This window comes from Micromonospora sp. NPDC047620 (assembly GCF_043205005.1).
In the GTDB taxonomy this organism is placed as follows: domain Bacteria; phylum Actinomycetota; class Actinomycetes; order Mycobacteriales; family Micromonosporaceae; genus Micromonospora.
In genome coordinates this window covers 184,576-209,989 of record NZ_JBIDDG010000001.1, presented here as the reverse complement: position 1 = coordinate 209,989, position 25,414 = coordinate 184,576, and the positions used below count along the sequence as shown (strand labels likewise).

The window sequence follows — 25,414 nt, the reverse complement described above, 5'->3', positions numbered from 1 at the left end:
TCGGACGCGGACCTCCTGGTCGACCGCTACCGGCGGGGCCGGTCAGCGGGTGAGGGCGGGCTCCCGGGGCGCCGGCTCCGGGTCGGCCGACTCGCGGATGCCGTAGCGGCGGTAGACCCGGCCGAGCGGGCCGGGGGCCCACCAGTTCCAGCGGCCCAGCAGCCGCATGGCGGCCGGCACCAGCAGGGCCCGGACCAGTGTCGCGTCCACCACGATCGCCACGATCATGCCGATCCCGATGAGCTTGATGTACGCCATCCCGCCGGTGGCGAAGCCGGCGACCACGACGATCAGCAGCAGCGCGGCGGCGGTGATGATCCGGCCGGTGTGCTGGAGCCCGGCGGCCACCGAGGCGGCGTTGTCCCCGCTGCGGTCCCACTCCTCGCGCACCCGGGAGAGCAGGAACACCTCGTAGTCCGTCGCCAGCCCGAAGAGCACGGCGAGCATGAGGATCGGGTTGCTGGGCTCGATGAACCCGGTCGGGGTGAAGCCGAGCAGGTCGGCGAGGTGACCGTCCTGGAAGATCCAGACCACCACGCCGAACGAGGCGCCGATCGACACCAGGTTCATCAGCACCGCCTTGATCGGCAGCACCACCGAGCCGAAGGCGAAGAAGAGCAGCACCAGGGTCGCGGCGGCCATCAGCAGGGCCATCCAGGGCAGCCGGTCGCCCAGGCTGTCCAGCAGGTCCCGGTCGGCGCCGGGCCGGCCGCCGACGAGCACCTCCGCGCCGGCCGGGGCGGGCAGGTCGCGCAGCGCCCGGACCACGTCCTGGGCGACGTCGCCGGTCGGCTCGCCGGGGTAGGTCACCGTCAGCAGCGTCGACGTGCCCCGGCTGGCCGCCACCTGCACGCCGGTCACGCCGGGCACGGCGGCCACCCGGTCGGCGAAGGGCTGTGCCTGCGCCGGGGACGCCCCGGACACCAGCACGTCGATCGGCGCGACCGTGCCGCCGGGGAACTCCGCGGCGATCCGCTCGGAGACGACCCGGGGCGCGGCGCCCGCCGGCAGCACGCGCTCGTCGAAGCCGCCGAAGGTGATCCGCAGGAACGGCGCGGCGAGCACCAGGAGCAGCAGGGTCACGCCGACCAGGTAGCGCACCGGGCGGCGCATCACGCTGCGCGCGATCCGGGCCCAGGCGCCGCCCGTCTCCCCCGCCGCCGGCCGCCCGGCCCGCGCCCCCCGCCGCCACGGCAGCGGTACGCGCAGCGCGTTGATCCGGTGGCCGAGCACCGCGAGCAGGGCCGGCAGCACGGTCAGCGCCGCCAGCATGGCGACCAGCACGGCGGCCATCCCGCCGAGCCCCATCGAGCGCAGGAACGCCTGCGGGAAGATCAGCAGGCTGGCCATCGCGAGCGCGACGGTGAGGCCGGAGACCAGCACCGTACGACCGGCGGTGGCCATGGTGCGGCGGATCGCGGCGGGCGTGTCGTGGCCAGCGGCCAGCTCCTCGCGGAACCGGCTGACCACGAAGAGGGCGTAGTCGACCGCCATGCCCAGGCCGATCAGGGTGATGACGTTGATGGCGAAGATCGACACGTCGGTGACCAGGTTGACCAGCCGGACGGCGACGAACGCGCCGAGGATGGCCAGCCCGCCGATCAGCAGCGGGGTGGACGCGGCCACCAGTCCGCCGAAGATCAGCACGAGCAGCACCAGCAGCACCGGCATGGAGAGGATCTCCGCCCGGGTGATGTCCTCGGTGGTCTGGCGGTTCGCCTCGTGCAGGAACGCCACCGTGCCGCCGACCTCGGTGCGTACGCCGGGCGTCGCCAGGGCCGGCCGCAGGTCGTCGTACGCGGCGGTCTTGGCGTCCTCGTCGGCGGCCCGGAGCTGCACCAGCGCGTAGGTGGCCCGCCGGTCGGTCGACAGCAGCGCGGGGGCCTGGGTGTCGTACCAGGTGGTGACGCTGGTGACCTCGGAGCGCTGGCGCAGGCCGGTGACGGTGGCCGTGACCGCGTCGCGGAAGGCCGGCTGGTCGACGGTCGCCCCGTCGCTGGTCCAGAGCACGACCAGGTCGGCGCCCTGCGGCCCCAGCTCGGCGGTGATCCGTTCGGCGGCGCGGCTGGACTCGCTCGCCGGGTCGTCGTATCCGCCCCCGGTCAACTGCCCGAAGACCCCGGCCCCCCAGGTCGAGCCGAGCACGACCACCACCAGGGCGGCGGCCAGCACCGCCCAACGCAGCCGTACCACCGCTTTTCCCCACCAGGCGAACATTCGCCTCCCCCTCCGTCGACGGCTAAGCTGTAACCATCGCTCATTGAAGTGAACGCCGTTAACTATGGCAACGGGGGTTCGCTTTAGTCAAGGGGGTTAGCCGCATGCCCACACCGTCCCGACGCGAACGCCTGCGCACCGCGACCGTCGCCGAGATCAAGGACGGGGCACGGCGGCTGTTGGTGACCGGCGGGGTGGAGGCGGTCTCGTTGCGGGCCATCGCCCGGGACATGGGCATGACGGCACCGGCCATCTACCGCTACTTCCCCAGCCTGGAGGCGCTGGTCGCGGCCCTCGCCGGCGACCTCTACGACGAGCTGCGGCTGCGACTGGAGGCGGCCCGGGACGACGCCGGGGCCGAGCCCGTCGACCAGTTGCTGGCCATGGGCCGCGCGTTCCGTTCCTGGTCGGTGGCCCACCCCGCCGAGTTCGGGCTGATGTTCGGCGCCCCGGTCCCCGGGCTGGCCGCCTTCGTCGACGACTGCGCCGACCCCGACCATCCGGGCGCCCAGTTCGGCGCGGTCTTCGTGCAGCCGATCATCGACCTCTGGCACCAGTCCCCCTTCCCCACCCCGCCCGCCGAGCTGCTCCGGCAGCGCCTGGGCGGGCGGCTGGAGCCGCTGCGGCTCAGCCACGGCGAGGTGCCGATCGAGGTCGCGTACGCCTTCCTCTCCGGCTGGACCCGGCTCTACGGGCTGGTCGCCATGGAGGTCTTCGGCCAGCTCGCCTGGGCGGTCACCGAGGCCGAGGCGCTGTTCGAGCTGGAGCTGACCACCTTCCTCGCCCAACTGCGCGGCGGGCGGCCCGGCGAGGCATCCGCCCAGCCCTCGACGAAGGGCTGACCGGCGGGGCCGGCGGGCACTAGGCTCCCCCGGCATGAGCGACGAGCTGCCGACCCGGGCCGACGTGGTGATCGTCGGGTCCGGGCACAACGGTCTGGTGTCCGCGATCCTGCTCGCCCGCGCCGGGCTCGACGTGCTGGTCCTGGAGGCCGCCGACGTGATCGGCGGGGCCACCCGGACGGAGAACCCGTTCCCGAAGGTGCCCGGGCTCCGCCACTCCACCGGCTCCTACCTGCTCGGGCTGATGCCGCCGGAGCTGCTCGCCACGCTGGGCGTGCGCATCCCGGTGCTACGCCGCGACCCGCACTACTTCCTGCCCACCCCGGGCCCGAAGGGATCCCCGTACCTGCTGTTCGGCAGCGACACCGCGGCCACCCGGGCTCAGCTCGCGGAGTTCTTCTCCCCCACCGACATGGCCGCCGACGACGCCCTCCAGGCCGAGCTGGCCGCGCTGCGCGCCGACCTCGCGCCGGTCTGGCTGGCCGACCCGCTGCCGGTCGAGGAGACCGCCGAGCGGTACGTCCGCCCGGCGCTGCGGCAGGTCTTCGTCGACCTGGTCCGCGGCTCGGTCGCCGACCACCTCGCCCGCTTCGACTTCCGCTCCGAGCTGCTGATCAGCATGTACGCGGTCACCGACGGCCTGTCCGGGCTGAACGCTGGCCCCGACGACCCCGGCACCGGGCACAACTTCCTCGTGCACAACATGTGCCGCCTGCCCGGCTCCGACGGCACGTGGATGATCGCCGAGGGCGGCATGGGCACGGTGTCCCGCACCTTCGCCCACGCCGCCCGGGCCGCCGGCGCGACGATCCTGACCGGCACGCCGGTCAGCGCGATCACCCTGGCCGGTGGAGCGGCCAGCGGCGTGGTCCTGGCCGACGGGCGGGAGGTGGGCGCCCGGGTGGTGCTCGGGGCGTGTGACCCGTACCGGCTGATGGACCTGCTGCCCGACGGCGCGCTCCCGGCGCCGCTGGCCGACCGGATGGCGGCGGTCCGCCGCCCCGGCACCACCCTCAAGCTCAACCTGGCGCTGACCGGCCTGCCCCGCTTCTCCTGCCTGCCGGCGGACGCGCCGAGCCCGTTCGGGTCGACCATCCACCTGCTGCCCGGCTCGACGTCGCTGATCGGCGGGGGCGGCGAGTCGCCGATGGCGGCGCTGCGCGGGATGTGGGCGGACGTCCAGGCGGGCCGGCTGCCCGAGGAACCGACGATCGAGTGGTACCTGCACACCACCGTCGACCCGTCGCTGTCGGACGGGCGGGGGCACCACTCCTCGGCGCTCTTCGTCCAGTCGGTGCCCTACGAGCCGGCCGGCACGACCTGGGACGAGGCGCTGCCCGGGTACGTGGAGCGGCTGGTCGGGATCTGCGAGCGGTACGCCCCCGGCACGGCCGACCTGATCGCGGACGCGGTGCCGCTGCCCCCGCCCGGCATCGAGGCGCACTTCGGCATCACCGGCGGGCACATCCACCACGTCGACAACACCGTCTCGTTCACCGACCGGATGCCGTACGCCACCGGCGTCGACGGCGTCTACGCCGGCAGCGCCGGCTGCCACCCCGCCGGCAGTGTCATCGGCGCCGCCGGCCACAACGCCGCCCGCCGCATCCTCACCGACCTCGGCCGCTGACCTCGCCGCCGTCCTCGGCGGGGGGCAGGTCGCCGGGGCGGCGGACGAGGGAGAGACCGAGGAGCAGCAGGTAGAGAACGAGGCTGAGGATCGGGTCGACGAAGACGAAGGCGAAGGCGATCAGATAGAGCAGTGGGCGCAGCTGCAGTCGCCGCGCGACCGCCCGGGCCAGCCGGGGATCCAGGTCGGGGTGGAGCAGCCTCCGCCGTCGCGCCCACCACCAGCTCAGGTTGAAGAAGATCGACTCGCCGAGCACGGTGCCGAAGTAGAGGGCGGCGGTCAGCCGCTGCTCGGTCGGACTGCCGCGCAGGTTGTCCGACAGCAGGTCGGCGGTGAACGGGATCGCGGCCACGAAGAGCAGCACGAGCAGGTTGAACACCAGCAGCAGCTGGTCGACCCGGACCACGTACCGCCACATGTTGTGGTGGCCGAGCCAGATCTGGCCGGCGATCCCGAAGGTGATCACGTACGCCAGGTAGGACGGCCAGGCGTGGGCGAGGGCGTCGGGAAGTTCTTTCCCGCCGGCCCTCGCCGGGCCGTTCTGGAGCAGTTCGACGGCCATCACCGTCAGCACGACCGCGAAGACGCCGTCACTGAACGTCTCCACCCGGGAGGCGTCCCGGGCCATCTCCCGGTCGCGCCGGTACCGGTACCCGCTCTTCCCCGCGCCCTCGGCCACGCCGCCCCCTTTCCGACCTGATGGTCACCCGGCGGGGGCGGCGGGCGCGGAGAAACGGCCGTTAGCTGACCGCCTCGCCCGCCGGGGCGGGGGTCTGCTCGTCGACGCGGTGAGCGCGGATCTTGTGCCCGACGCTGGTCAGGCACCGGCCGCTGGCCAGGTCGAACCGCCAGCCGTGCAGCTGGCAGGTGAGCTGGTCCCCGTCGATGATGCCGAACCGGGTCAGGTCCGCCTTCAGGTGGGGGCAGCGCCGCTGCACCACCCAGTCGCCGAGGGTGATGTCCTCGGCGTCGCTGGTCCGCTCGTGCTCGTCGTACCAGCCCTCGGCGTACTGGAGCCGCTCCTCCGAGAGGCACTTGAAGAACGCGTAGACGAACTCGTTGTACTGGCCGATCCGGGCGGCGGAGAAGCGGCAGGAGAGGAAGAGGGAGTTGACCCAGTCCACCTCGCCGATGTGCAGCAGGTGCTCGACCAGTGCCCGCTCGGTGCGGAACCGGTAGCGGACCTTCTCGTCCGCGTACGGCCGGACCTCCTTGCCCGGGAAGTCCACCACGATCGACTCAATCGTCTCCCCGCCTGAGCTGTCGGTGTCGACCAGGTCGAAGCGGACCGGCCCGCCGACCCCCTTGGCCAGGTAGATCGACTCGTCCAGCAGCGGCTCGATCCGGCGCTTCATCTCGCCGAGCACGTCCACCTCGGGGTGCCGCCAGGACGCCTTCTCCGCCTCGATGACCGGCCGCTTACGCTCCCGCATCTCCTCCAGGTGCGCGACCTTGTTCGCGAAGAACTCCTCCACGGGAACCGGATGGGTGGTCTCGGCGCCGGAGGTGGTGACCTCGGTGACGCTGCCGGGCAGCAGCACGATGCCGTTGGTGCCGCCGACCTTCGCGTACTCGCTGAGGAAGACGGACTGGTCGGGGAAGATATTGCCCTCGTCGCCGTGGATGTCGTTGAACTGCCACAGCTCGTCGTCGAGGAAGCAGGGCGGGCCGGCGATCGGGAAGACGTGGTCGGCCTTCAGGTCGTCGATGTAGCGCCAGGTGCGGTCGAACTGCCGGTCCCGCTTCTGCTTGCCGAACGCGGTCTTCGCCGCCTGCGGCAGCTCGTAGACCATCGGGTACCAGATCGCGCCGGAGAACTGGAGCATGTGCGCGTGCACGTGGCCCAGCTCGGCGAAGACGCTCAGGTCGGTGGGGCGGGCGTCGTTCTGGTTGAGCAGCCGGACCCCGTCGTACTCCACCCACAGCGACGAGTCGCCGATCGGGCCGTCGGTCGGGCTGGTCAGCGCCTGGATCATGATCTTCAGGCCGCCGTCCAGCTCCACGACCTGCTCGTTCGGCGCCTTCAGGAACTTCGTGAAGCCCAGCTCCCGCAGCTCGTCCTCCATCTCCGAGGTGGGGAACGCGGGCAGCAGCACGGTGGCCGACTTCGACACGAAGTCCCTCAGGTGCGCGGCGTCGAAATGGTCCCGGTGCAGGTGGGAGACGTAGAGGTAGTCGACGTCACCGAGGGTCTCCCAGTCGAGCAGGGAATTGTCCGGGAACGGGAACCACGACGCGAAATAGGCCGGGTTGACCCACGGGTCGCACAGGATGCTGCCCGCGGCCGTGTCGATCCGCATGCTGGCGTGTCCCGTACCGGTCACTCGCACCGCAGTTCCCCCTCGAAGACAAACAAAGGTGTACGTCCGAAACGCTACCGGAGGCAGTCTGGCGAGCGACCCGCGACGCCGGTAGTGCCGTTACGCCCGACACCGCCGGGACCTTGGACCCACCCGGCCGCAGGCGAGGGCAGTTCGGGCCGGCGCCCGGCCGTCGACGCGGATCGTGCGGTCTGCCCCATCCGGCCGGACCCAGCGCCGAGCCTGGCACGGGGCGTGCCAGACTAACCGGAGATCCGATCGCGAGGGAAGGACCGACAGTGGCAGGAAGCGAGCCGGTAACGTCGCCAGACCAGCACAAGCCCGGGCACCGCAAGTCCGGGCGGATCGGCGCGGTGCTCACCGCGCTGGCCCTGCTGGCGATGCTCTGCGGCAACCACGAGGGCAGGGTCGAGGACATCTGGCTGATCGGCCTGGCCGTGCTGCTGCTGGCCATCGTCATCGGCGACACCGTGCTGCGACGCAACGGCCTGCGGTCCTGACCGCACCCGCGTCAGCCGGCGTCGAACCGGTCCGCGCGCCGGAGGTGACACGCACGAGGGCCCGCCCCCGACCGGGGAGCGGGCCCTCGTCGTACGCGGGTCAGCGGCGGAACAGGATGTCCTGCACGTCCTTGAGCGCGGCGTCGACCTCCGCCTCGAAGTAGCCGCCGGGCACCAGCCCGAAGCGCAGCGTGTCCAGTTCCTTCGGGTTCACCGGCATAGGGTTGCGCCCCTGCATGCCGCCGAGCAGGGTATCGAAGAACCGGTCGACCTGGTCCGGGTCGTACCCGCTGCCGAACCGGCGCACCTGGAAGCTGCGGCGGATCTGGTCGACGCGGTAGAGGTCGCTGCCGGGCGGGCCGGCCATCGGCGGGGGGCCACCGACCGGCGGGCCACCGACCGACGGGGGGCCACCGACCGGCGGGGGGCCACCGACCGGCGGGCCGGCCACCGGCGGCGGGCCACCGAAGCCCTGCTGCGGGGGCGGCCCGGCCGGGCCCCGGCCCCGCAGGTCGCGCAGCTCTCGCTCGGGCATCCGGATCTCGGCGGTCATGTCGGTGCGCCCGCGCCGGCCGGCCTCGAAGCCGTCGAAGCGCGACTCGTCGCCGTAGCCGCCCGGACCGTCGCCGTAGCCGCCCGGACCGTCGCCGTAGCCACCGGGGCCGTAGCCACCCGGACCGTCGCCGTAGCCACCCGGACCGTCGCCGTAGCCGCCGGGGCCGTCGCCGTAGCCGCCTGGGCCGGCAGGCAGGCCGCGCGGAGGCGGGCCGCCGTGACCCGTCGGCGCGCCCGGACCCATCGGGCCGGGGCCGCCCGGGCCGCGGGGCGGCTCGTAGCCACCCCGGGGGCCGTCGTAGCCCCCGGCGAAGGCGCCGGTCGGCTCGTCGTAGCGGCCGTAGCGGTCGGCGGACGGGCCGGCCTGGGTGGGCATCGGCCGGGGCGGCATCGACTGCGGACCGGGAGGCATGCCGCGGTCGTCGCGCATCGGCGGGCCCATCTGGTCCGGCGGGCCCATTCGATCCGGCGGGCCGAGCCGGTCCGGCGGGCCCATGCGATCCGGCGGGCCGAGCCGGTCCGGCGGGCCCATGCGATCCGGCGGGCCGAGCCGGTCCGGCGGGCCCATGTGGTCCGGCGGGCCGAGCCGGTCCGGTGGGCCCATGCGATCGGGCGGGCCCATGCGGTCCGGCGGGCCGAGCCGGTCCGGCGGGCCCATCCGGTCCGGCGGGCCGAGCCGGTCGGCGGCCCGGGGGTCACCGCCGCGGCCACCGACGCCGCCGCGCTCCTCCAACTCGGCCAGCTGCCGCTCGACCCGATCCAGGTGCAGGTCGACCTGCCACTCGTCGTAGCCGTTGAAGCGGACCCGGAAGACGACGTCGTGGACCTCCTGGGAGGCCACGGGGGCACCGACCGGCTGACCGTCGAGCGTCGCCTCGACCCGGTCCAGGAAGGCGTCGACCTCGTCGACCTTGTATCCCCGGCGGAGCGCCTTGCGCCGGAAACGCTGACCCTGACTCGCCACTATGTCTCCTGGTCTCGTTCGCTACGCCCGGTCACGCAGTCTCCCCGGTCCCGTCGGTGTCCCTGTTGTCGACGGCGGCGGCGAGCTGCCCACACGCTCCGTCGATCTCGCGACCACGGGTGTCCCGCACCGTCGTCGACACCCCGGCCTCACGCAACCGCCGGACGAACTCCCGCTCGACCGGCTTCGGGCTGGCATCCCACCGGCTGCCCGGAGTCGGATTGAGCGGGATGAGGTTCACGTGGGCCAGCTTCCCGGCCAGCAGCCGCCCGAGCAGATCGGCTCTCCACGGATGGTCGTTCACGTCCTTGATCATCGCGTACTCGATCGACACGCGGCGCCCCGTCGTCGCCGCGTAGTCCCACGCTGCGTCCAGCACCTCGGACACCTTCCAGCGCTGGTTGACCGGCACGAGTTCGTCGCGCAGCTCATCATCGGGGGCGTGCAGCGACAACGCAAGGGTCACCGAGAGGTCTTCGCTGGCCAGTCGGCGGATGGCCGGCACGAGGCCGACCGTGGAGACGGTGATGTGGCGCTGCGACAGCCCCAGCCCCTCCGGCGCCGGGGCGACGAGCCGGCGGATCGCCGCGATCACCCGGGAGTAGTTGGCCAGCGGCTCACCCATGCCCATGAAGACGACGTGCGACAGGCGGGGCGGCGAGCCCGCCACCGCGCCGGAGGCGGCCACGCCGGCCAGGTAGACCGCCTGGTCGACGATCTCGGCGGTGGACAGGTTGCGGGTCAGCCCGGCCTGGCCGGTGGCGCAGAACGGGCAGGCCATGCCGCAGCCGGCCTGGCTGGAGATGCAGACGGTGACCCGGTCCGGGTAGCCCATCAGCACGCTCTCCACCAGCGAGCCGTCGTGCAGCCGCCAGAGCGCCTTGCGGGTCGCGCCGTCGTCGCAGGCCAGCTCGCGGACCGGGGTGAGCAGGCGCGGCAGGAGCTGGTCGGCGAGCCTGTCCCGGGCGGCGGCCGGAAGGTCGGTCATCTGCGCCGGATCGCGCACCAGGCGACCGAAGTAGTGGGTGGAGACCTGCTTGGCCCGGAACGCCGGCTCCCCCAGCTCGGCGACCAGCGCGCGGCGGCCGGCGAGGTCGAGATCGGCGAGGTGACGGGGAGGCATCGCGGGCCGGCGCCCGGGGGCGTCGGGGTCTGCGGGGATCAGGGGCAGGCTCGTCATGACGGGTCCAGTCTGTCACGCCGGACGGCCGACGCACCTGTCCGGAGGTGCCGAATCGACCCCCACCGCCTGGCCGGGGCCCGCGACGGCCGGTGATTCACGCCTCACTCCAGCACCGGGACGAAGACCGCCAGCAGCAGGTACGCGGTCGGCAGCGCGAAGAGGATCGAGTCGAGCCGGTCCATCAGGCCGCCGTGCCCGGGTAGCAGGTTGCTCATGTCCTTGACCCCGAGGTCCCGCTTGATCATGGACTCGGCGAGGTCGCCGAGGACGGCCGCACCGGAGACCGCCAGCCCGAAGAGCGCGCCCCACCACGGGGCCACGTCGAGGAGCAGCCAGAGCAGCAGGGCGCTGCCCAGCGCCGCGGCGGTGACCGAGCCGGCGAAGCCCTCCCAGGACTTCTTCGGGCTCACCGAGGGAGCCATCGGATGCTTGCCGAAGCTGACGCCGGCGGCGTACCCGCCGGTGTCGGAGAGCACCACCGCGACCAGCGTCACCAGCACCCGCAGGTGGCCGTCGTCCGGCGCCGCCGCCAGCAGCGCGGCGAACCCGCCGAGGAACGGCACGTACACGGCGATCAGGGTGGCGGCGGTCAGGTCGCGCTGGAAGCCGCGCGGCCCGTCGCCGAGCCGCCAGACCATCGTCCCGAGCACGGTGACCAGCAGGCCGAGGCTGAGCGCGTCGGGACCGGCGAACCAGGCCAGCCCGACGGTGAGCACCCCGCCGGCGATCAGGGGCACCAGCGGCGGGTGGGCGCCGCTGCGGCCCACCGCCCGGGCCATCTCCCAGCTGCCGACCGCGACCGCGCCGGCCACCACCATCAAGAAGGCGGGCGGGTAGAAGAACAGCGGGACCACGATCAGGGCGCCGAGGGCCACGCCGACCGCGATGGCGGCCGGCAGGTTGCGCCCGGCCCGACTCGATGCGGGCCGCTGGGTCGGGGGCCGGTCGGCGCTGGCCCGACGTCGGCCGCGCTGCCGCCGGCCCGGGGCCCGCGCGGGCTCCGGCTCTGGCTCCGGCTCGGCGTCCCGCACCGGTTCCAGTTGGGTCGTCGGATACTCGGAGTCGTCCGGGTGGTGACCGTTCGTCCCGGCCGGACGGTCGTACGGGGCACCGTCCGCGCTCCCCGGCTCCGAGTGGGCGTCGACCTGCGAACGGGGGCGGGTGTGCGGCTCGGCGTACATGTCAGGGGCGACGCCGCGGTGCCACTGGCCGGGCTCCGTCTCGGGCTCCGGCCAGGGCAGGGCGGGGGCGGGGCGGTCGGGGCGGTCCCAGCCGCGGGGCTCGGCGCTGCCGTAGGGATCGAGGTGGGACATCACGCACCGAACGGGCCCGGCACGAGATCCACCGCATGACGCACAACCACAACCATTCCCCTACCCGCGCGACTGTTCCGTCCGGTTGACCCGCCCGACGGCCGGCCGATCCCCACCGTTCACCGCAGGGTGGCCGGGAATCGTGCCGAGCCTACTGCACCCGTCGTGTCCCCACGCCGGACCGTGTCCCGCGCCCGTCCCCCGGGCTGGCGGGCCCAACGACGGTGGCACCGGACCCCGCCACCCGGGTGCGGGCGGCGGCGCCGGTGCCACGTGTCGTCGTCGCCGGTGGTGACCGGCGTACGGTCTCAGACCTCGAGGAGCTCGTTCTCCTTGTGCTTCACCAGCTCGTCGACGGCGGCGACGTAGCGCTGGGTCAGGTCGTCGAGCTCCTTCTCCGCGCGCCGGCCGTCGTCCTCGCCGACCTCGCCGTCCTTGACGAGCCGGTCGAGCTCCTCCTTGCCCTTGCGGCGGATGTTGCGGATGGCCACCTTGGCCTCCTCGCCCTTGTGCCGGGCAACCTTGATCATGTCGCGGCGGCGCTCCTCGGTCATCTGCGGGAGCAGGATGCGGAGCTGGTTGCCCTCGTTGTTCGGGTTCGCGCCGAGGTCGGAGTCGCGGATCGCCTTCTCCATGGCGTTGATCTGCGAGTTGTCGTACGGCTTGATGATCACCATGCGCGGCTCGGGCACGCCGATGGACGCCATCTGGGGCAGCGGGGTGGGGCTGCCGTAGTAGTCAATGATGATCTTGGAGAACATGGCGGCGTTGGCGCGACCGGTGCGGATCGCGCCGAACTCCTCCTTGGCGTGCTCGATGGCACGCTCCATCTTCTCCTCGGCCTCGAGGAGGGTGTCGTCGATCACCGGTCTCCTCGCCTCCTTCTGTGCTCGTTGTGGCTTGTCGTGTCGGAGGAACCGCTGAGCGCGGTCGCGAGACCCGCTCAGGCGGTGATCAGAGTGCCGATCTTTTCGCCACCCACGGCCCGGATGATGGTGTCGTCGCCCTGCGCGCCGAAGACCAGCATCGGCAGGCCGTTCTCCATGCACAGGCTGAACGCGGCGGCGTCCGCGACCCGCAGGTTGCGGCGCAGCACCTCGGAGAAGGTGATCGAGTCGAACTTGCTGGCGGTCGGGTCGACCCGCGGGTCGGCGGTGTAGACGCCGTCCACGCCGTTCTTGCTCATCAGCACCACGTCGGCGCGGATCTCCAGGGCGCGCTGGGCGGCCACCGTGTCGGTGGAGAAGTACGGCATGCCGGCCCCCGCGCCGAAGATCACCACGCGCCCCTTCTCCAGGTGCCGGATGGCGCGCAGCGGGATGTAGGGCTCGGCGACCTGGGCCATCGTGATCGCGCTCTGCACGCGCGTCTCGACGCCCTCCTTCTCCAGGAAGTCCTGCAGCGCGAGGCAGTTCATCACGGTGCCGAGCATGCCCATGTAGTCGGCCCGGGCCCGGTCCATGCCGCGCTTCTGCAGTTCGGCGCCCCGGAAGAAGTTGCCGCCGCCGACCACCACCGAGACCTGCACACCGCGGCGCACCACGGTGGCGATCTGCCGGGCGACGGCCTGCACCACGTCCGGATCCACGCCGACCGCGCCCCCGCCGAACACCTCGCCGGAGAGCTTCAGCACCACCCGTCGGGCCCGGCCGGGGGGCGGCGCCGTCGGATCGTCCGCCGCCAGACTCCGGTTACTCACAACCTGCGTCATCCGCCCCGCCCTTCCCCATGCGCACATCCCGTACGCCGCGTACCGCAAAACTGCCGTAGCCGACCCTATGTGACAAGGAGGCCGCGGTGCCTGTCACGTACACCGGCGGCCTCCTCGTCGACGTTTACCCTTCCCGCGGACGCACGACGCGCCCCGGGGCGGCTCAGGCCTGGCCGACCTCGAACCGCACGAAACGGGTGACCTCGATGCCGGCCTCGGCCAGCATCTGCTTCACCGTCTTCTTGTTGTCGGCGACCGACGCCTGCTCGACCAGGACGTAGTCCTTGAAGAAGGCGTTCACCCGACCCTCGACGATCTTCGGCAGGGCCGCCTCGGGCTTGTTCTCCTCGCGGGCGGTCTGCTCGGCGATGCGCCGCTCGGACTCGACGACGTCGGCCGGCACCTCGTCACGGGTGAGGTACTTCGGCCGCATCGCGGCGATCTGCATGGCGACGGCACGCGCGTCGGCGTCGCCGGCCTCGTCGGTCTTGCCCGCGTACTGCACGAGCACGCCGACCGCCGGGGGCAGGTCCTGGCTCTTGCGGTGCAGGTAGACGGCGGTGGTACCGTCGAGCTTCGCGAACCGGTTGAGGACCAGCTTTTCGCCGATCTTGGCGGACTGCTCCTGGACCAGGTCGGCGACGGTCTTGCCGTCCAGCTCGGTGGCGAGCAGCTCCTCGGCAGTGCCGACGCCGCTGCGCTCGCCGTGCTCGACCAGCCGCTGGGCCAGCTCGATGAAGGCGTCGGTCTTGGCGACGAAGTCGGTCTCGCAGTTGAGCTCGAGCAGCGCCTGGCCGGAGTGGGCGATCAGACCGTTGGCGGCCGTACGGCCGGCCCGCTTGCCGACATCCTTGGCGCCCTTGACGCGCAGGATCTCGACGGCCTTGTCGAAATCGCCCTCGGCCTCGGTCAGCGCCTTCTTGCAGTCCATCATGCCGGCGCCGGTCAGGTCGCGGAGCTTCTTGACGTCCGCGGCGGTGAAGTTGGACATGGCTCTCTCTTCGGTGTTGAGACTGCGGGTGGGTTGGTCCTGGTGCCGGTTACCCGGATCCGGGCGCGACGTGCCCGGCGTACCGGCCGCTTCCCCGCCGTCCGAAAAAACGGACGGCGGGGAAGCGGCGGCGCGGTCACTCCGCGGCGGCGGTCGCCGGCTGCTCGGCCGGCTGCCCCTGCTGCTCGTCGGCCTTCTTCGGCTCCTCGAGCAGCTCGCGCTCCCACTCGGCCAGCGGCTCGTCGGAGGCCACACCCGGCTCCGGCTTCTCGTCGGTGCCCCGACGACGGCCGGAGCGGGCGATCAGCCCGTCGGCGACGGCGGCGGCCACGACCTTGGTCAGCAGCTCCGCCGAGCGGATCGCGTCGTCGTTGCCCGGGATCGGGAAGTCGACCTCGTCCGGGTCGCAGTTGGTGTCGAGCACCGCGATCACCGGGATGCCCAGCTTGCGGGCCTCGTCGACGGCGATGTGCTCCTTCTTGGTGTCGACCACCCAGATCGCGGCCGGGAGCTTCTGCATGTCCCGCAGACCGCCGAGGGTGCGGGTCAGCTTGTCCTTCTCGCGGGAGAGCTGCAGGGTCTCCTTCTTGGTGTACCCGGCGGCCGTGCCGCTCAGGTCACCCAGGGCCTCCAGCTCCTTCATCCGCTGCAGCCGCTTGTACACCGTCTGGAAGTTGGTCAGCATGCCGCCGAGCCAGCGGTGGTTGACGTACGGCTGGCCGACCCGGGTCGCCTGCTCGGCGATGGCCTCCTGGGCCTGCTTCTTGGTGCCGACGAAGAGGATGCTGCCACCCTCGGCGACGGTCCCGCGCACGAAGTCGTAGGCCTTCTCGATGTAGTCGAGGGTCTGGCGCAGGTCGATGATGTAGATACCGTTGCGCTCGGTGAAGATGAAGCGCTTCATCTTCGGGTTCCAGCGCCGGGTCTGGTGCCCGAAGTGGACACCGCTCTCCAGCAGCTGGCGCATGGTCACGACGGCCATGGTGGGGTACTCCTTGCGTCCCTGGTTGTCCCGCCCGGCCGGCGGCCGGGCGTCCTGGCGCCCGGTCGCCGGCCATGACGGGCCCGACCAAGATCGGGACCAGGGAGGCCGTCGCCCCACGACGACTCGTGGAGAGGGCGCGCGAGGTCGACCGCACGAGGCGGTCGCCAGTCGACCAGTGTACGCCCCTTTCCCGCCGCCGCCGCCGCGGGTGGCGGGAAGGGGTCAGAACGCCCATTTCCGGCACCGCCGCATTCTCATCACCGGCGCTCGCCGGGCGCTCGCAGCTCGGCCGGCGTCAGGCCGTGGGGGCGGCGGCCCGCCGGACGGTCCACGGCCGGGACGGCGTCAGCTCGGGGGGTGGTGGCCCGCCGGGCGATCGCCGGCTCGGGGCGGCGTCAGCCGACCGCGAGGGCGGCGGCGACGAACAGCACCAGACCCACGGTCAGGTAGGCCGTCGGCGGGCGCAGCCAGCCCCGGCTCCCCTCCGCAAGCGACAACCCGCCGGTACGCAGCCCGTACAGGCCGATCGCGAAGATCGGCAGGCCGCAGACCAGGAAGGTGCCCGCCACGACGTCGGCGGCCGAGACCGGGTCGCCGGTCACGCCGCTGAGCAGCACCCGCAGCGCGGGGACCTCGAACACCGCGACCAGCAGGGTGAAGAGCGCGGCCAGCGCGGGGCGGCGGGTCCGGTAGACCCCGTCGCCCGCAGGCGGGGCCGGGTGCGGGCCGACCACCGGCGGGTAGACCGGCACCTCCCCGGGCGGCATGTCGCCACGGGGACCGATCGGCGGCATCGGTCCGGTCGGCATCTCCAGCGGGTTCGGCGTCCCGACCGCCGGCTGGGGCGCGACGGCCGGCGACTCCGGCGGGTTCGCGGACTCGGCCCCCCGATGGGGCTCGACGATCGGATAGCCGCCCAGCGGGGCCGGGCGGGTCGGCTCGTCGACCCGCTCGACCGGGCCCGCACCGGCCAGCACGTCGACGCCCGACGTCGAGACCGCGTCCCGCGACTCCCGCGCCTCCCGCGCCGCGCGCCGACCCGGCCGGTCGGCCGGCAGCTCACCGGAGACCTCCGGGTCCGGCTCGGCGCGCCGGGCGCGGCTCGCCCGGTATCCCTCGGTCTCCGCCCGGTCGTCCCCGAGCAGCGGCACCGCGACGAACCGTCCCAGGTCACTCTCGGCGCCGCCGAACCGCCCGGACGCCGGCTCCGTCACCGCGAACCGACCAGAGTCCGGTTCGACCGCCGCGAACCGACCAGAGTCCGGTTCGACCGCCGCGAACCGACCAGAGTCCGGTTCGACCGCCGCGAACCGACCAGAATCGGGTTCGACCGCCACGAACCGGCTGGAATCCGGGTCGGCCACCGCAAAGCGGCCCGAGTCCTCCGGGTCACCGAAGCGGGACCGGTCGGTGTCGACGGCGCCGAAGCGTCCCGAGGTGGGCTCGTTCATCGCACCGAAGCGGCCCGGCTCACCGCGCCGGCCGGTCGCGGCCTCGCCGTGGCGGCCGTCCTCCGCGGCGCGGCGCTGCTCGGGGGAACTCAGGTCGTCGTCCCGGTGCCGGGTCTCGGCCGGTCCGCGCCAGTCCGGCTCCCCGTAGCCACGGTCGCGGTCCGCCGGATACCAGCGCGACTCCTGATCTTCGGCAAAGCTCCGTCGTCCGTCCACGTCCGGCACCGTATGCGACGGGCTCCACGGGCGCCATTCGCCCCTCGGGCACCCGCCGCGACCGAACAGCGGGCTATGGCAGGACGACTGTCAGGGGCAGGGCGACGGCGGTCAGGGGCGGGGACCCGCGAGCCGGTCCAGCTCTGCGGCGAGCTGCGCGCGCAGCTCTCCGTGCGAGGGCCCGAGGGCGTACGCCGAATCGCGCCACACCTGGGTCGGATAGCGGTATACCGGCCCCGCCGCAGCTCGGCCGGCTCCCAGTCGTACCGGGGACGCACGTGTGCGTGCAGGAAGGCGTCGAGGTTACCGAGGATCTCGTAGTTGATCCGCTGGAAGCCCGGGTCCCGCCGGGCGCAGACCCGGGCCACCGCCTCGCCGAGCAGATCCATGTCCGCCAGGAACGCCAGTCGCCGGTCCCGGGGCAGGTCGGTCAGCCGGTCGGCCGACGGGTCGTCCGTGATCAACACGCAGTACGGTCCACATAGCACAGAACGGGCATGATCGTCCGCTCGTCCACAACCCGTCCGTCTGTCCACAGGTCGGCGACGTGGGACGGCGGAACCTCACCCCGGCCGGGCACGGTGCCGGGCATGACGAAGCGGAACCAGGCAGTCGGCGCATACGGCGAGCGGTGCGCCGTCCGGCACCTGATCGGGGCGGGGCTGCGCCCCGTCGCCCGGAACTGGCGCTGCCCGGCCGGGGAGATCGACATCATCGCCTGGGACGGGCCGGTGCTCGCCTTCTGCGAGGTGAAGACCCGCGGCTCGGACGAGTTCGGCCCGCCGGCCGAGGCCGTCGTACCGGCCAAGGCCCGCCGGTTGCGCGGGCTCGCCGCCCGGTGGCTGGCCGACACCGGCACCACCGCCGACGAGGTGCGCTTCGACGTGATCTCGGTACGCCTCACCGGCGCCGGCGCCGCCCGGGTCGAACACCTCAAGGGCGCGTTCTGAGATGGCCGGGCGCAGCGGACGGATCACCGATGGCCTGGGGCGGGTGGCGGCGTGAGCTACGCGAAGGTGCTCTGCGTGGGCCTGGTGGGCGTCACCGGGCACCTGGTGGAGGTCGAGGCCGACCTGGCGGCCGGCCTGCCGGCCGTCGTCATCTCGGGGCTGCCGGACACCGCCCTGCACGAGGCCCGGGACCGGGTCCGCGCGGCGGTCGTCAACTCCGGGCAGCGGTGGCCCAACCGCCGGATCACGCTCAACCTGCTGCCCGCCGACCTGCCCAAGTTCGGCTCGGCGTTCGACCTGGCGATCGCGGTGGCCCTGCTGGGCGGCTCGGGCGAGCTGCCGCTGCTGCCACTGGAGCGCGTGGCGGTCCTCGGCGAGTTGGGCCTCGACGGCACCGTCCGGCCGGTGCGCGGCGTACTGCCGATGGTCGCCGCGGCCGCCCGGGCCGGCGTCGAGCGGGTGATCGTCCCGGCCGGCAACGCCGCCGAGGCGGCGGTCGTCCCCGGGGTCCGGGTCCGGGCGGTCGACACGCTGCACCGGCTGGTCAGCTTCGTCCGTGACGGCACGCCCCTGATCGAGCCGGAGGCGAGCGGCCCGGCACCGGTCGGCGACGGGCCCGACCTGGCCGAGGTCGCCGGGCAGGGGCTGGGCCGGCGGGCGCTGGAGGTGGCCGCGGCGGGCGGGCACCACCTGGCGCTGCTCGGACCGCCGGGCGCCGGCAAGACCATGCTCGCCGAGCGCCTCCCGTCGATCCTGCCCGAGCTGGACGACGAGGCCGCGCTGGAGGTCACCGCCCTGCACTCGATCGCCGGGCTGCTCCCGCCTGGCGGCCGGTTGCTGCGCCGCCCGCCGTTCCAGGCGCCGCACCACACGGCGACGGTGCCGTCCCTGGTCGGCGGCGGTTCGGGGCTGGCGCGTCCCGGCGCGGTCTCGCTCGCCCACCGCGGGGTGCTCTTCCTCGACGAGGCGCCCGAGTTCAGCCGGGGCACATTGGAGGCGCTGCGCCAGCCGCTGGAGAACGGCCGGGTCCGGCTGGCCCGCAGCCGCGGCGGCGCCGAATACCCGGCCCGTACGCAACTCGTGCTGGCGGCCAACCCGTGCCCGTGTGCCAAGCCGGCCGGGGACGCGTACTGCGAGTGCCCGCCGCAGGCCCGCCGGCGCTATCTCAGCCGGCTGTCCGGCCCACTGTTGGACCGGATCGACGTGCAGGTGAAGCTGCCACCCGTCCGGGCGGCGGAGCTGATGGAGGCCACGGTGGACAGCGAGTCGTCGGCCACCGTCGCCCGGCGGGTGGCAGCCGCCCGGGAGGCCGCGGCCGCGCGCTGGGTGGTCCTCGACCGCCGGCTCAACGCGGAGATACCCGGGCCGTGCCTGCGTCGACCGCCCTGGCGACTGCCCGGGCCCGACACCGCCGAGCTGCGGGCGCGACTGGACTCGGGGTCGCTCTCCGCCCGGGGCTTCGACCGGATCATCCGCCTGGCCTGGACGATCGCGGACCTCGACGGCCGGGACCGGCCCGACCGGGAGGACGTCCGGGAGGCCATTCAACTGCGAACGGGGGACGGCACGTGAGCACCGACGAGGAGACGCTGGCCCGGGTGGCGTTGACCTGGCTCGCCGAGCCGGGCACCCGGTCGGTGCACCGACTGGTCGACCGGCTCGGCCCGGCGGCCACACTCGACCTGCTGCTCGACGGGGGCGCGCCGGACGAGACGTTGCGGGCGACGGTGGCGGCGCGCACCGCCGCCGGGGACGCCCGGGCGGTAGCGGCCGAGGCGCTGGCCCGCGGGGACCGGCTCGGGGCCCGGGTCGTGGTCCCCGGCGACGGCGAGTGGCCCGACCGGATCGACCAGTTGCGCGGGCTGCGGCTGCCCGGCGCGTACCGCCGGGTGGACACCGAGACCGCGCCGCCGCTCTGCTTCTGGGTACGCGGCTCGTGGCCGCTCGCGGAGGCGCTCGACCGCTCCGTCGCGGTCGTCGGTGCCCGGGCCGCCACCGGGTACGGCACTCACGTCGCCACCGAACTCGGCTACGGGCTCGCGGACCGGGACTGGACCGTCGTCTCCGGTGGTGCCTTCGGCATCGACGCGGCGGCCCACCGGGGCGCGCTCAACGCCGGGGGCATCACGGTGGCCGTGCTCGCCTGCGGCGTGGACCGTCCCTACCCGATGGGCAACGCGGCACTGTTCGACCGGATCGCCGACACCGGGCTGCTGGTCAGCGAGTGGATACCGGGGGCCGACCCGCTGCGTCCCCGGTTCCTCATCCGCAACCGGGTGATCGCGGCGGGGACCCTCGGCACCGTGCTGGTGGAGGCGGCGGCGCGCAGCGGCGCCACCCAGACCACGCACCGGGCACTCGCCCTGACGAAGCCGGGGATGGTGGTGCCGGGCCCGGTCACGTCGGCGATGTCGGTGGGCACGCACGAGTTGCTGCGCGACTACCCGAAGGCCCGGCTGGTCACCGGGGTCGCCCAGGTGCTGGAGGAGGTCGGGCGGATCGGCGAGCTGGCGCCGGTGCCGCGCGGCCCGCAGCGGCCGGTCGACCAGCTCGACGACGACGCCCGGTCGATCGTCGAGGCGCTGCCCCGCCGGGGCGCCGTGGGGGTGGACGTCCTCGCCGCCCGGGCCGGTGTCGCCGTCCGCACCGCCCTGCGGAAACTGTCGATGCTGGAGGAGCTGGCCCTGGTGGTCCACCGCGCGGACGGATACGCCCTCGCGCCGCCGGCCGGCGCGGGCCGGGCCGGCCAGGGGCGGCGCGGTCACGACCAGCCGCCGCACGAGGGCGGCCGGGCGGGCGAGGAGGCCCGACGCTGAGCGGGCCGCCAGCCCGGTCAGTCCCCCTCGAAGCGGATCTCCATGTCGCGGTCCGGCCGGCAGTGCCGCGCCAACAGATCCAGGCGGCGCACGTGCGTCACCTCGGGCGTCGTCCGGGCCACCTCGGCGAGGCGACCCAGCTCGGCGAGAAGCTGCGGCGTCTGGTCGGCGGGGACCACCAGCTGACCGACGGGGTCGACCCGGTCCAGCATCGGGGTACGCCCGGTGCCACGGACCCGCTCGACGAGATCCAACAGCACGTCGTCGGGATCGGGCAGCACCTCGGCCGGCACGAGGCGACGCCGGCCCGAGCCCGCCTCGACCACCCGGTAGAGGACGACATCGACCCCCATGCCCGGTCCCCCTTCGTCGAGCACCGTCCGCCCCGTGGCGTGGCGACCTGGCTGACCCGTTGGTACGACAAGTCTGCGCGCACCGGCCCCGGTAATCCATCACCCCGCCCGCACAGGTGAGAGAGCTTCGCCCCGTGGTGCCGCGCCGGCACCGCCCGGCTGCGCAGCCGCCCCGCCCCCCCGTCACCCGGCCTCGGAGCCGTCCCGCCCGGCCGCCCTGCCTTTGAGCCGTCCCGCCCCGGTCCATCCGCCCCGGAGCCGTCCCGCCCCGGTCCATCCGCCCCGGAGCCGTCCCGCCCCGGTCCATCCGCCCCGGAGCCGTCCTGCCCGGAGTCGTCCCGCCCCGGAGCCGTCCCGGAGCTGTCCCGGCCGGTCGCACACCCGCCCCGCAGCCCGGTGCCCGGCCGGGGCGGATGATCCGGGCGCATGGTCGTCGGGTCCCGTCGACCGTAGGCTGGCGCTGTGCCAGAGGATCCGCCACCGCCGGCGTCCGGGAGGGTCACACCCTGCCGACCGCGCCGCCCACGATGCCGGCGGCCGGCCCCGGGGGGCGGAACTGTTGGCCGGGGGTGCCGACGACGGTGGCGAAGCGGGGCGTCGCGGTGAGCCGCGAGCTGGCCGGCACCCGGGCGATGCACGAGGCGCTCCCGTCGGCGATGCGCGAGGCGGTGGACGAATTCGCCGGGCACCTGGCCGGGGTGCGCAACCGGTCCGCGCACACGGTCCGGGCGTACGTCGGCGACGTGGTGTCGCTGCTGGACCACGCGCGCCGGATGGGCTGCGCCGAACTGGCGGAACTGGACCTGACGGTGCTGCGCAGCTGGCTGGCGAAGCAGCGGACGATGGGCGCCGCACGGACGTCGCTCGCCCGCCGCTCGGCTTCGGCACGGACGTTCAGCGCCTGGGCGCACCGGGCCGGGCTGCTCCCCACCGACGTGGCGGGTGCGCTGGCCAGCCCCCGCGCCCACCGGGACCTGCCGTCCGTTCTCCGTGCCGACCAGGCCGCCGCGCTGGTCGAGGCGCCCGGCCGGTCCGCCCCGGGCGCGTCGACGCCGGACACCGTCGCCGGCTCACGGCCCCGAGTCCCGGCGTCGGGCGGACGCCTGACCGCTCCGGGCAGTGCTTCCGGGCCGACGGAGACGGACACGGCGGACGGAGACGCGGCGGCGCATGCGGCAGGCGGCACCGCCAAGGCCGGCACCGCGAGCGGGGCCACGGCGGACGGTACCGCCGAGGCCGTGGTGCTGCGGGACAGGGCGCTGCTGGAGCTGCTCTACGGCACGGGCGTACGGATCAGCGAGGCGTGCGGCCTCGACATCGCCGACGTCGACCACGCGCGGCGGGTCGTGCGGGTGTTCGGCAAGGGCGGCCGGGAGCGCGCGGTCCCGTACGGGGTGCCGGCGCAGCGGGCGCTCGACGAGTGGCTGCGGCACGGCCGCCCCGCACTGGCCGGGCCGCACTCCCGGGAGGCGCTGCTGCTCGGCGCCCGCGGCGGGCGGCTCAACCCGACGATGGCCCGACGGATCGTCAGCGGGTACGCCGAGGCCGCCGGGCTGCCCCCGGTCAGCCCGCACGGGCTGCGGCACTCGGCGGCGACCCACCTGCTGGAGGGCGGTGCCGACCTGCGGGCGGTGCAGGAACTGCTGGGGCACTCGTCCCTCGCGAGCACGCAGATCTACACCCACGTGTCGGTGGAGCGGCTCCGCGCGGCCTACCGCCAGGCCCACCCCCGCGCCTGACCGGTGGGAGGGAGCCGGACGGCCATGCCCGACCGTCGCGGCGGTGGCCCGACCGCTGGGGACGCCGCGATGCTGGCCGGTGTGGTCGCCTGGCAGCTGCGGTCGCCGGCGTCAGCTCTCAGGACCGGCGCGGCGACGAACCCGGGCCGTCCGGGGCAGAGCCGCGGAGCAGTACGTGCGGCGGCCGGCCCAGGTCCAGACACATCCGCACGTCGTCGTAGCGCTCGTCGCCCACCTCGATGACGTTCGGCAGCCGGCCCCATTCGCGGAACCCGAGCCGCTCGTAGAGCTCGATGGCTCCGTGGTTGTTGCCGCGTACGCCCAGCGCGAGGGTCTCGATGCCGGCCTTGCGGGCGTCGTCGATGAGCGCCCCGGTGACCAGCCGGCCGATGCCTCGGCCACGGGCGGCCGGGTGCGCGGTGATCTTCTCCAGGTCGGCGTAGTGGGCGAAGATCGGCTTCGGGCCGCGCCGCCACAGCCCGGTGCCCACCACCCGGGAGTCGAGCACGGCGAGGACCAGCGCGGCGTCGCCGGCCCCGACCAGGCTCAGCACCGCGTCCAGCCAGGCGTCGGTCTCGGCGCGGCCGGGCGGGACCGCGTACCCGATCGCGCCACCGTGCTCGGCCACCGCGTGCAGCACCCGGTGCACGTCGGCGCGGAGCTGTCGGTCGGCGGCGGTCGGCCAGCGCAGTTCCACGTGGGTGTCCACGATCCGCAATTCTGCGGGATCGAGCGGGGTCGACCGGCACGGGCACCCGGCGGAACGCCGGCCGGAGATCCACCGGCCGCTACGATCACCGGGTGAGCGTCCCGCAGCCGCCAGAGCCGATCGCGGCAGCCCGCCTGCTCTTCTCGCTGGACCCGGCGGTCAGCCACCTCAACCACGGGTCGTTCGGCGCGGTCCCGGTCCCGGTGCAGCGGGCCCAACAGCGGCTGCGCGACGAGATGGAGGCCAACCCGCTGCGCTTCTTCACCCAGGGGCTGGTCGACCGGATCACGCACACCCGCCGTCATCTGGCCGGCTTCCTGGGCGCCGACCCGGACGGTGCCGCCCTGGTGCCGAATGCCACCACCGGGGTGGCGGTGGTGCTCCAGTCCCTCGGCCTGCACCCCGGCGACGAGGTACTGACGACCGACCACGGCTACGGCGCGGTGGGCCTCTCCACCGCCCGCGAGTGCCGCCGTACGGGGGCGGTCACCCGGGCGCTGCGGGTACCGCTGGCCGCCACCGACGAGGAGGTCGTCGAGATCGTCCGTGCGGGGCTGCGCCCCGGCCGGACCCGGCTGCTCGTGGTGGACCAGCTCACTTCGGCCACCGCCCGGCTCTTCCCGGTCGCCGCCGTCGTCGGGGTGGCCCGGGAGCACGGGATACCGGTCCTGGTCGACGCCGCGCACGCCCCGGGCATGCTGCCGACCCCGGTCGGTGGCATCGGCGCCGACTTCTGGGTGGGCAACCTGCACAAGTGGGCGTACGCGCCGCGGGGCAGCGCCGTGCTGGTGGTCGCGCCGCCGTGGCGGGAGCGCATCGAGCCGCTGGTCGTCTCGTGGGAGCAGGAGTCGGGGTTCCCCGGTCAGGTCGAATGGGCGGCGACGCAGGACTACACCGGCTGGCTGGCCGCGCCGGTGGGCCCGTTCACGCTGCGCAGCCTCGGCGTCGACCGGGTGCGGGCACACAACGCCGCGCTGGTGGCGTACGGCCAGCGGGTGGTCGGGGACGCGCTGGGGGTGGCCCCCGCCGACCTGCCGAACCCCGGCGGGCCCGGGGTCGCCATGCGGATCATCCCGCTGCCGGCGGGCCTGGGCGCCACGTTCGAGGCGGCGCGGGCGCTGCGGGAACGCATCGCCGAGCGGCTCGCCACGGAGGTGGCCGTCATGGCCTGGAACGGGCGGGGCTGGCTGCGGCTGTGCGCGCAGGTCTACAACACCGCCGACGAGTACGAGCGCCTCTCGGTGCGGCTTCCCCCGCTGCTCGCCCAGCGCTGAGCCACCGCCGCCCCACCGCCGCCCGCCCGACACCGGCTGTCCCGGTCCGCCGGTTGCCGGCGGCAAGTCGGTGCTGGCGCCGTCGAGCGGCAGCAGCCGCACCGGGCCGAGGCCGAGCAGCGCCAGCGGGTCGAGGTAATCCGTGCCGCGCCGCAGTCCCCAGTGCAGGCAGGCCGGGGCGGGGCAGCCGGGGTGGCCGGCGAGCAGCGCGCCCAGCGGCGCCCCGGCGGCGAGCCGGGCACCCGGGCGGACCGCTGGTGACACCGGCTCGTAGGTGGTCCGCAGCCCGTCGGCGTGCCCGACGCTGACGACCGGGCGGCCGGCGACCATGCCGGCGAAGAGGACCGTGCCGGCACCGGCGGACCGCACGGTGGCGCCCGGCGCAGCGGCCAGGTCGACGCCCCGGTGACCGGGCAGCCACGGCTGCGGCGGCGGGTCGAACCGGCGGACCGGGCGGGGCACACCGTCGAGCGGCCACCGGAACCGCGCGGCCCCGGGTGCCAGGGCCTCGGGCGACGGCGGAAGGTCGGGTGCCACGGCCGGGGCCTCGGGCGACGGCGGAAGGTCGGGTACCACGGCCGCCGCCGCCCCGATCAGCGCCGGACCCGGCCCCGTGGCGGGCACGGCGGCCGGGCCGAGGGACAGCAGGGCGGCGCAGAGCGCGGCGACGCCGGTACGGGTTGCTGGTCGCATG

Annotated in this window: 21 protein-coding genes and 1 pseudogene; 8 read left to right on the top strand and 14 right to left on the bottom strand. The window is 74.3% G+C overall.

The genetic code is table 11. The features are described 5' to 3' along the window. Nucleotides 1–42: 42 nt before the first annotated feature. The gene (locus tag ACGF5C_RS00920) at nt 43–2,193 is read right to left on the bottom strand and encodes an MMPL family transporter (protein WP_393295442.1); all 2,151 of its coding nucleotides are present in this window, start codon (nt 2,191–2,193) and stop codon (nt 43–45) included. A gap of 128 nt (nt 2,194–2,321) precedes the next feature. Between ACGF5C_RS00920 and ACGF5C_RS00915 the strand changes: the two genes are divergently transcribed. After that, a complete protein-coding gene (locus tag ACGF5C_RS00915; RefSeq protein WP_393295439.1) occupies nt 2,322–3,059 on the top strand; it encodes a TetR/AcrR family transcriptional regulator in 738 nt (245 codons plus the stop codon). Between the two features lie 34 nt (nt 3,060–3,093). Beyond that, complete coding sequence (locus ACGF5C_RS00910) at nt 3,094–4,689, top strand: phytoene desaturase family protein (protein ID WP_393295437.1); 1,596 nt, start codon at nt 3,094–3,096, stop codon at nt 4,687–4,689. On the opposite strand, the gene ACGF5C_RS00905 is transcribed toward ACGF5C_RS00910, so the two are convergent. After that, entirely contained in the window at nt 4,670–5,317 is a 648-nt protein-coding gene (locus ACGF5C_RS00905; RefSeq protein WP_393295924.1) for a TMEM175 family protein, read from the bottom strand. The genes ACGF5C_RS00910 and ACGF5C_RS00905 overlap by 20 nt on opposite strands. A gap of 112 nt (nt 5,318–5,429) precedes the next feature. Next, the gene (locus ACGF5C_RS00900; RefSeq protein WP_393295434.1) at nt 5,430–7,019 is read right to left on the bottom strand and encodes a Rieske 2Fe-2S domain-containing protein; all 1,590 of its coding nucleotides are present in this window, start codon (nt 7,017–7,019) and stop codon (nt 5,430–5,432) included. 269 nt (nt 7,020–7,288) lie between these two features. On the opposite strand from ACGF5C_RS00900, the gene ACGF5C_RS00895 reads away from it, so the two are divergent. Then, nucleotides 7,289–7,510, top strand: coding sequence for a DUF2631 domain-containing protein (locus ACGF5C_RS00895; protein WP_393295431.1), 222 nt, complete (start codon nt 7,289–7,291; stop codon nt 7,508–7,510). Between the two features lie 100 nt (nt 7,511–7,610). On the opposite strand, the gene ACGF5C_RS00890 is transcribed toward ACGF5C_RS00895, so the two are convergent. From ACGF5C_RS00890 to ACGF5C_RS00855, 8 genes are all read right to left on the bottom strand, one after another. Further along, the gene (locus ACGF5C_RS00890) at nt 7,611–9,029 is read right to left on the bottom strand and encodes a DivIVA domain-containing protein (RefSeq protein ID WP_393295428.1); all 1,419 of its coding nucleotides are present in this window, start codon (nt 9,027–9,029) and stop codon (nt 7,611–7,613) included. 31 nt (nt 9,030–9,060) lie between these two features. Continuing rightward, nucleotides 9,061–10,209, bottom strand: coding sequence for a 23S rRNA (adenine(2503)-C(2))-methyltransferase RlmN (rlmN, locus tag ACGF5C_RS00885; protein ID WP_393295425.1), 1,149 nt, complete (start codon nt 10,207–10,209; stop codon nt 9,061–9,063). A 104-nt stretch (nt 10,210–10,313) separates the two neighbouring features. Then, entirely contained in the window at nt 10,314–11,525 is a 1,212-nt protein-coding gene (locus ACGF5C_RS00880; RefSeq protein ID WP_393295422.1) for a phosphatidate cytidylyltransferase, read from the bottom strand. A gap of 308 nt (nt 11,526–11,833) precedes the next feature. Beyond that, nucleotides 11,834–12,391 (bottom strand): ribosome recycling factor, encoded by a 558-nt coding sequence (frr, locus tag ACGF5C_RS00875; RefSeq protein WP_091096739.1) that lies wholly within the window; start codon nt 12,389–12,391, stop codon nt 11,834–11,836. A gap of 77 nt (nt 12,392–12,468) precedes the next feature. Further along, the gene (pyrH, locus tag ACGF5C_RS00870) at nt 12,469–13,236 is read right to left on the bottom strand and encodes a UMP kinase (RefSeq protein ID WP_357453337.1); all 768 of its coding nucleotides are present in this window, start codon (nt 13,234–13,236) and stop codon (nt 12,469–12,471) included. A gap of 163 nt (nt 13,237–13,399) precedes the next feature. Continuing rightward, entirely contained in the window at nt 13,400–14,227 is an 828-nt protein-coding gene (tsf, locus tag ACGF5C_RS00865; protein WP_357695217.1) for a translation elongation factor Ts, read from the bottom strand. Nucleotides 14,228–14,363: 136 nt separating this feature from the next. Further along, nucleotides 14,364–15,209: a 30S ribosomal protein S2 gene (gene rpsB / locus ACGF5C_RS00860; RefSeq protein ID WP_350704894.1), complete on the bottom strand. Its 846-nt coding sequence runs from the start codon at nt 15,207–15,209 to the stop codon at nt 14,364–14,366. A gap of 398 nt (nt 15,210–15,607) precedes the next feature. Further along, nucleotides 15,608–16,879 (bottom strand): hypothetical protein, encoded by a 1,272-nt coding sequence (locus ACGF5C_RS00855; protein WP_393295419.1) that lies wholly within the window; start codon nt 16,877–16,879, stop codon nt 15,608–15,610. A 590-nt stretch (nt 16,880–17,469) separates the two neighbouring features. On the opposite strand from ACGF5C_RS00855, the gene ACGF5C_RS00850 reads away from it, so the two are divergent. Genes ACGF5C_RS00850 through ACGF5C_RS00840 form a run of 3 tightly spaced genes read left to right on the top strand, consistent with a single transcriptional unit; the run spans nt 17,470 to nt 20,645 of the window. Further along, the gene (locus tag ACGF5C_RS00850; RefSeq protein WP_393295416.1) at nt 17,470–17,829 is read left to right on the top strand and encodes a YraN family protein; all 360 of its coding nucleotides are present in this window, start codon (nt 17,470–17,472) and stop codon (nt 17,827–17,829) included. 51 nt (nt 17,830–17,880) lie between these two features. After that, complete coding sequence (locus tag ACGF5C_RS00845; protein ID WP_393295413.1) at nt 17,881–19,401, top strand: YifB family Mg chelatase-like AAA ATPase; 1,521 nt, start codon at nt 17,881–17,883, stop codon at nt 19,399–19,401. Further along, the gene (locus tag ACGF5C_RS00840) at nt 19,398–20,645 is read left to right on the top strand and encodes a DNA-processing protein DprA (RefSeq protein ID WP_393295411.1); all 1,248 of its coding nucleotides are present in this window, start codon (nt 19,398–19,400) and stop codon (nt 20,643–20,645) included. Before ACGF5C_RS00845 ends, ACGF5C_RS00840 begins: the two co-directional genes overlap by 4 nt. 17 nt (nt 20,646–20,662) lie before the next feature. On the opposite strand, the gene ACGF5C_RS00835 is transcribed toward ACGF5C_RS00840, so the two are convergent. Then, nucleotides 20,663–20,998 carry a hypothetical protein gene (locus ACGF5C_RS00835; RefSeq protein ID WP_393295408.1) on the bottom strand — a complete coding sequence of 112 codons (336 nt, stop codon included), beginning with the start codon at nt 20,996–20,998 and terminating at the stop codon, nt 20,663–20,665. Nucleotides 20,999–21,630: 632 nt separating this feature from the next. Here ACGF5C_RS00835 and ACGF5C_RS00830 point away from each other — a divergent pair. Beyond that, nucleotides 21,631–22,737 (top strand): tyrosine recombinase XerC, encoded by a 1,107-nt coding sequence (locus ACGF5C_RS00830; protein ID WP_393295922.1) that lies wholly within the window; start codon nt 21,631–21,633, stop codon nt 22,735–22,737. Between the two features lie 118 nt (nt 22,738–22,855). Here the strand turns inward: ACGF5C_RS00830 and ACGF5C_RS00825 are convergent, their stop codons facing one another. After that, complete coding sequence (locus ACGF5C_RS00825; protein WP_393295405.1) at nt 22,856–23,446, bottom strand: GNAT family N-acetyltransferase; 591 nt, start codon at nt 23,444–23,446, stop codon at nt 22,856–22,858. Nucleotides 23,447–23,538: 92 nt separating this feature from the next. Between ACGF5C_RS00825 and ACGF5C_RS00820 the strand changes: the two genes are divergently transcribed. Continuing rightward, entirely contained in the window at nt 23,539–24,720 is a 1,182-nt protein-coding gene (locus tag ACGF5C_RS00820; protein WP_393295402.1) for an aminotransferase class V-fold PLP-dependent enzyme, read from the top strand. A 78-nt stretch (nt 24,721–24,798) separates the two neighbouring features. Here ACGF5C_RS00820 and ACGF5C_RS00815 read toward each other — a convergent pair. After that, nucleotides 24,799–25,413, bottom strand: a pseudogene (locus tag ACGF5C_RS00815) (murein hydrolase activator EnvC family protein); the annotation flags it as partial. Nucleotide 25,414: the final 1 nt, after the last annotated feature.

Excerpts from the sequence above, each read along its gene's own strand:
- ACGF5C_RS00915 (WP_393295439.1), top strand. The coding sequence starts at position 2,322 with ATGCCCACACCGTCCCGACGCGAACGCCTGCGCACCGCGACCGTCGCC.
- ACGF5C_RS00910 (WP_393295437.1), top strand. The coding sequence starts at position 3,094 with ATGAGCGACGAGCTGCCGACCCGGGCCGACGTGGTGATCGTCGGGTCC.
- ACGF5C_RS00905 (WP_393295924.1), bottom strand. The coding sequence starts at position 5,317 with ATGGCCCGGGACGCCTCCCGGGTGGAGACGTTCAGTGACGGCGTCTTC.
- rlmN (WP_393295425.1), bottom strand. The coding sequence starts at position 10,209 with ATGACGAGCCTGCCCCTGATCCCCGCAGACCCCGACGCCCCCGGGCGC.
- ACGF5C_RS00880 (WP_393295422.1), bottom strand. The coding sequence starts at position 11,525 with ATGTCCCACCTCGATCCCTACGGCAGCGCCGAGCCCCGCGGCTGGGAC.
- pyrH (WP_357453337.1), bottom strand. The coding sequence starts at position 13,236 with ATGACGCAGGTTGTGAGTAACCGGAGTCTGGCGGCGGACGATCCGACG.
- tsf (WP_357695217.1), bottom strand. The coding sequence starts at position 14,227 with ATGTCCAACTTCACCGCCGCGGACGTCAAGAAGCTCCGCGACCTGACC.
- rpsB (WP_350704894.1), bottom strand. The coding sequence starts at position 15,209 with ATGGCCGTCGTGACCATGCGCCAGCTGCTGGAGAGCGGTGTCCACTTC.
- ACGF5C_RS00850 (WP_393295416.1), top strand. The coding sequence starts at position 17,470 with ATGACGAAGCGGAACCAGGCAGTCGGCGCATACGGCGAGCGGTGCGCC.
- ACGF5C_RS00835 (WP_393295408.1), bottom strand. The coding sequence starts at position 20,998 with ATGGGGGTCGATGTCGTCCTCTACCGGGTGGTCGAGGCGGGCTCGGGC.
- ACGF5C_RS00830 (WP_393295922.1), top strand. The coding sequence starts at position 21,631 with ATGCACGAGGCGCTCCCGTCGGCGATGCGCGAGGCGGTGGACGAATTC.